3 protein-coding genes are annotated in these 4620 nt (G+C 70.0%); 1 reads left to right on the top strand and 2 read right to left on the bottom strand.

Going from position 1 to position 4620, the window contains the following annotated elements:
• Positions 1-569 precede the first annotated feature (569 nt).
• Positions 570-1697 (bottom strand): mannose-1-phosphate guanylyltransferase ManB, encoded by a 1128-nt coding sequence (manB, locus tag G6016_RS11480; protein ID WP_338403589.1) that lies wholly within the window; start codon positions 1695-1697, stop codon positions 570-572.
• Positions 1698-1796: 99 nt separating this feature from the next.
• Positions 1797-2687 carry a glycosyltransferase gene (locus G6016_RS11475; RefSeq protein ID WP_182632781.1) on the bottom strand — a complete coding sequence of 297 codons (891 nt, stop codon included), beginning with the start codon at positions 2685-2687 and terminating at the stop codon, positions 1797-1799.
• A gap of 205 nt (positions 2688-2892) precedes the next feature.
• On the opposite strand from G6016_RS11475, the gene G6016_RS11470 reads away from it, so the two are divergent.
• Positions 2893-4470 carry an LCP family protein gene (locus G6016_RS11470; protein ID WP_241730253.1) on the top strand — a complete coding sequence of 526 codons (1578 nt, stop codon included), beginning with the start codon at positions 2893-2895 and terminating at the stop codon, positions 4468-4470.
• The last annotated feature ends 150 nt before the right edge of the window (positions 4471-4620 follow it).

Here is a 4620-nt window from a genome sequence, read left to right as displayed (position 1 = left end):
GCCTTCTGACGATCGACTGCCCCCACGTCATCGCCACCTCATCGCCACCACATCGCCACCTCATTCCGGCCTCATCGCGCAGAGCGTTCGGCACACATCGCCCGAGAATGGTGTGCGCCGAACCCACTTCTCAATGCGCCACCGAGCCACCAGCGGCCGAGGCCCGGACCAGCAGGCGGCTCGAACGCGTGGAGCGGGCCGAGTGGGTGCAGCTCGCGTCGATCGACGATCGGCCCGTCAGATTCGCCCGGCTGCCCCGGCTATCTGCTCGATCTGCCCCTCGGATTCGCCAGCCCACACGATCTGCTCGTCTGATTCTCCGATGCTCCTCGGGCCCCGCGAGCACGTCGTCATCGTAAGGGCAGATCGCAACTCGGAGGGCAGATTGGCCAGGTGCCGAACAGTTATCGACCCAGCCCTCACTCTGATCGAGCGCAGCGCTGCCGGGCGCTCGGAAAGCACGCAGCCGCGCCGCTCAGATGCAGCCGCGGAGGATATATCGGGAGCGGCTGCACCTGAGCGGCGCGGCTGTGTGAGCAGAACTGTGGCCGGGGCCAAGCCGGGGCCAGCTACATGTCGGTCGAGTAGCGGATGCCGCCGTCGGGGATCTCCACTCCCGGCCAGACGCGGGCACCGCGCAGCAGTTCACAGCGGGCGCCCACCGAGGCGCCGTCGCCGATCACGCCGTCGCGGACGAGAGCCCGGTGGCCGATGCGCGCGCCGAAGCCGATGATCGACCGCTCGACCGTTGCGCCGGCCTCGATCTTGGCGCCGTCGAACACCACTGCCCCGTCCAGTCGGGCGCCCGCACCGATCTCGGCGCCGCGGCCCACCACCGTGCCGCCGACCAGCACGGCACCTGCCCCGACGCCGGCACCCTCATGGACGAGTGCCTCACCCTCGTGACCGGCGAGAGCCGGCGAGGGCGCGATGCCGCGGACCAGGTCCGACGAGCCGCGCACGAAATCCTCGGGGGTGCCCATGTCGCGCCAGTAGGCGGAGTCGACGAAGCCGTACACGCGCTTGCCCTCGAGGAGGAGCTGCGGGAAGGTCTCACGCTCCACCGAGACCGGGACCCCCGCCGGGATCTTCTCGATGACCTCGCGGCGGAAGACGTAGCAGCCGGCGTTGATCTGGTCGGTCGGCGGATCCTGGGTCTTCTCGAGGAACTCCAGGACACGGCCGTCGTCGTCGGTGGTGACGCAGCCGAACGCGCGCGGGTCGGACACCCGGACCAGGTGCATCGTCAGGTCGGCGTTCTTGGCGTGGTGCAAGTCGAGGACCTGACGCAGATCCGTGCCACCCAGGACGTCGCCGTTGAAGACCAGAACGGTCGAGGCGGTGAGCTTGTCAAGGACGTTGCGGATGCCGCCGCCGGTGCCGAGCGGTTCGGTCTCCACGACGTAGGAGATATCGAGGTCCAGGTCGGAGCCGTCGCCGAAGTGCTCCTCGAACACCTCGGCCTTGAACGAGGTCCCCAGCACGACGCGGCGGATGCCGGCGGCCCGGATTCGCGAGAGCAGGTGGGTGAGGAACGGCAGGCCGGCCGTGGGCAGCATCGGCTTGGGGGCCGAGATCGTCAGCGGGCGAAGGCGCGTGCCCTTGCCACCGACCAGCACCACCGCTTCGGTGTCCGCGATGAGGTCGTCCTCGTTGAGGTTGCCGCCCGCGGCGTTACCGGAGTTCGTCGAGGTCACGTGTCTGCTCCCGCTGTCGTGTTGTCGGATGGTCATGGTCTCGGATGGCCGAGGTGCGCTGCCGGGGTTCGGCTGGCGGCTCGGCCGGGTGTTCGTCGGCTAGCTGTTCTGCTGGCGCAGGGCGCGCTCGGCCGAACGGATGGCAAGGCGGCACCTGATCTCCAGGCCCGCCTTGAGAGCCCAGCGTATCGGCGCCTGCCACGAATGGGGATGTCTGTCCGCCTGGAACAGGTACGCGCTCCGATGATGCGCGCGGAGGGTGAACTCCGGCACGGTCTTGGCCGCGTGTCCCTGGTCGTGATGGATGACCGAGGACGGCACGTACACGTTCTGCCAGCCCGCCTTGCCGAGCCGGTCGCCCAGGTCGACGTCCTCCAGGTACATGAAGTAGCGCTCGTCGAAACCGCCGAGGGCGTCGAAGGCCGACCGCCGCAGCAGCAGGCACGATCCGGACAGCCACCCGGCGGCCCGCTCGGTGCTCATGTCCCGGTCGTCGAGGTACTGGGCGGTCCACGGGTTTCCCTGCCATACCGGGCCGAGGACGGCGTGTCCGATCCCGGCGCCCAGCCGCGGCACCGACCGGGCCGACGGATACACCGAACCGTCGGTCTCGGCGATCTGCGGACCGTATGCCGCGCCCCGGGGCCAGCGCTCGGCCGCCTCCAGCAACGCGTCCACGGAACCGGGCTCGAACCACACGTCGGGATTGACGACGAGCACGAACTCCTGGTCGAACTCGTCCGGCCGGCGCGCGATCTCCGTGACCGCCCGGTTGATGGCGGTCCCGTAGCCGAGGTTGCCGCCGGTCGGGAAGAACTCGGCGAAGTCGTACTCGGCGGCGACGGCCTCGGGTACGCCGTCCGTCGAGCCGTTGTCCGCCATGACCAACCCCACCTGGCGGGAGGTGGCCGCGGGCAACGTCTCGACGAAGGTTCGGAGGTGGGCGCCGGGAGAATAGGTCACCGTCACCACGGGCAGTCGTGAAGTCACGCGAAACACCCTACGGCGCGGACGGGCGAAACCGGCGCAGGCGTCCACGGCGGGAACCGCCGATTCCGGCGACCGGTCGACGCGGGGTCGCCGGGCGCGGGCTGCCGATTCCGACGCAGGGTCCCCGGCGCGGTACCGTGAGAGGATATTCAGCGGCCCGACGGGCTCGTTGAAAATTCGACGACATCGACGACAAGGACGGTGGATGAGCGCCGAGCAGTCATCAGCGCCCCACCGCGCCCCCGACCGGGCGCGGGGCCGTAAGCGCACTGCCCCCGCCAGCGGCCTGCCCTCACGTATCGGTCGGATCATCGCGTCTGTCGTCGCGGTTCTGTGCCTGGTGGTGACCGGCATCGGATGGTCGCTGTTCAACGGACTCAACTCGGACCTGTCCTCGGCTGGCGGCCTGGATGTCGGGGACGGCGGGCTCGACGGCGCCGTCGACATCCTCCTGGTCGGCACCGACAACCGCACCGACGCCCAGGGCAACCCCCTGAGCCCGGAAGAACTCGCGATGATCCGCACCGGCGAGGAAGAGGGCGAGAACACCGACACGATCCTGCTCGTGCGCATCCCCGAGGACGGCAGCTCCGCCACTGCGGTCTCCATCCCGCGCGACGTGTACGTGGAGACCAGCTCGGTCGGCCCGAGCAAGATCAACGGCGTCTACTCGGCCTACAAGGACGCCTCCCTGGCGAAGGCCATGGAGTCCAGCTCCGACGGATCGCTCACGGAGGAGGACCACCGCGAAGCGATCCAGCAGGGGCGCAACGGCCTCATCGGCGCGGTCGAGGACCTCACCGGTGTGCGGGCCGACCACTACGCCGAGATCGGCCTGCTGGGCTTCGTCCTCATGACCGACGCCGTCGGCGGCGTCCCGGTGTGTCTCAACGAGGACGTCAACGAACCGCTGTCGGGCGCGAACTTCCACGCCGGCGTCCAGACGATCTCCGGCTCCGACGCGCTCAGCTTCGTCCGCCAGCGCCACAACCTGCCGGCCGGAGACCTCGACCGGATCGTGCGGCAGCAGGCGTTCATGTCGCAGCTGGTCAAGCAGATCCTGTCGGCAGGCACGCTCACCGACCCCACCAAGCTCACCAATCTCGTCGACGCGGCCCGCCGCTCGTTCACGATCGACGAGAACTGGGACTTCGTGGACTTCGCCCTCAAGCTCAAGGACATCAGCGGCGGCAACGTCCGGTTCGAGACGATCCCGGTCACCAGCATCGACTCGTACACCGAGTGGGGCGAGTCCATCGTCACCGCCGACCCCGAGCAGGTCTCCGAGTTCGTGGCCGGCTTCGCCAGCGGCAAGGACGACGACGGCACGGCGGAGGCACCGGCCGGCGAGGCGGAGTCGCCCACTACCCCCCCGGGCGTCGAGCCGGAGTCGGTGACCGTCACGGTGGTCAACACCACCGCCATCGACGGCCTGGCCGGTCGCGTGTCGGGATCGCTGTCCGAGCTCGGATTCGTCCAGGGTGACCTGCTCACCGACCCGGCCGCCGCCTACACCTCGCACGTGGCCGCGCCGTCAGCGGGCGATGCCGCCGCCTTCGCGGTCGCCGACGCCCTCGGTGGTCTGCCGGTCCAGGTCGACCCCGCCATCCCGCAGGGGTCGGTGCGGGTGGTCCTCGCCGAGGACTACAGCGGCCCCGCCGGTGAGGCCTCGGCCGTCGAGTCCGCCTCCCCGGAGACCACCACGTACGCCCCGCTGCCGCCGTCGATCGCGGAGCGACCCACCTTTGACGCCGGAGGCACGGACGTCCCCTGCGTCAACTGATCCGCGGATCGCCCGGCCCACAGGCCACCCGGCCCACGCGCCACCCGGCCAACGGCTCACCCGGCCCGCGAGTCACCTGACCCACCACGCAACGGGAGGACACCCGAAGTGAACACCGCCGCAGACACCGTCTTCCAGCCCCTCCTCGCC

The organism is Dietzia aerolata (assembly GCF_014144865.1).
GTDB classification, from domain to species: domain Bacteria; phylum Actinomycetota; class Actinomycetes; order Mycobacteriales; family Mycobacteriaceae; genus Dietzia; species Dietzia aerolata.
This window is presented reverse-complemented; position numbering and strand designations above follow the sequence as displayed.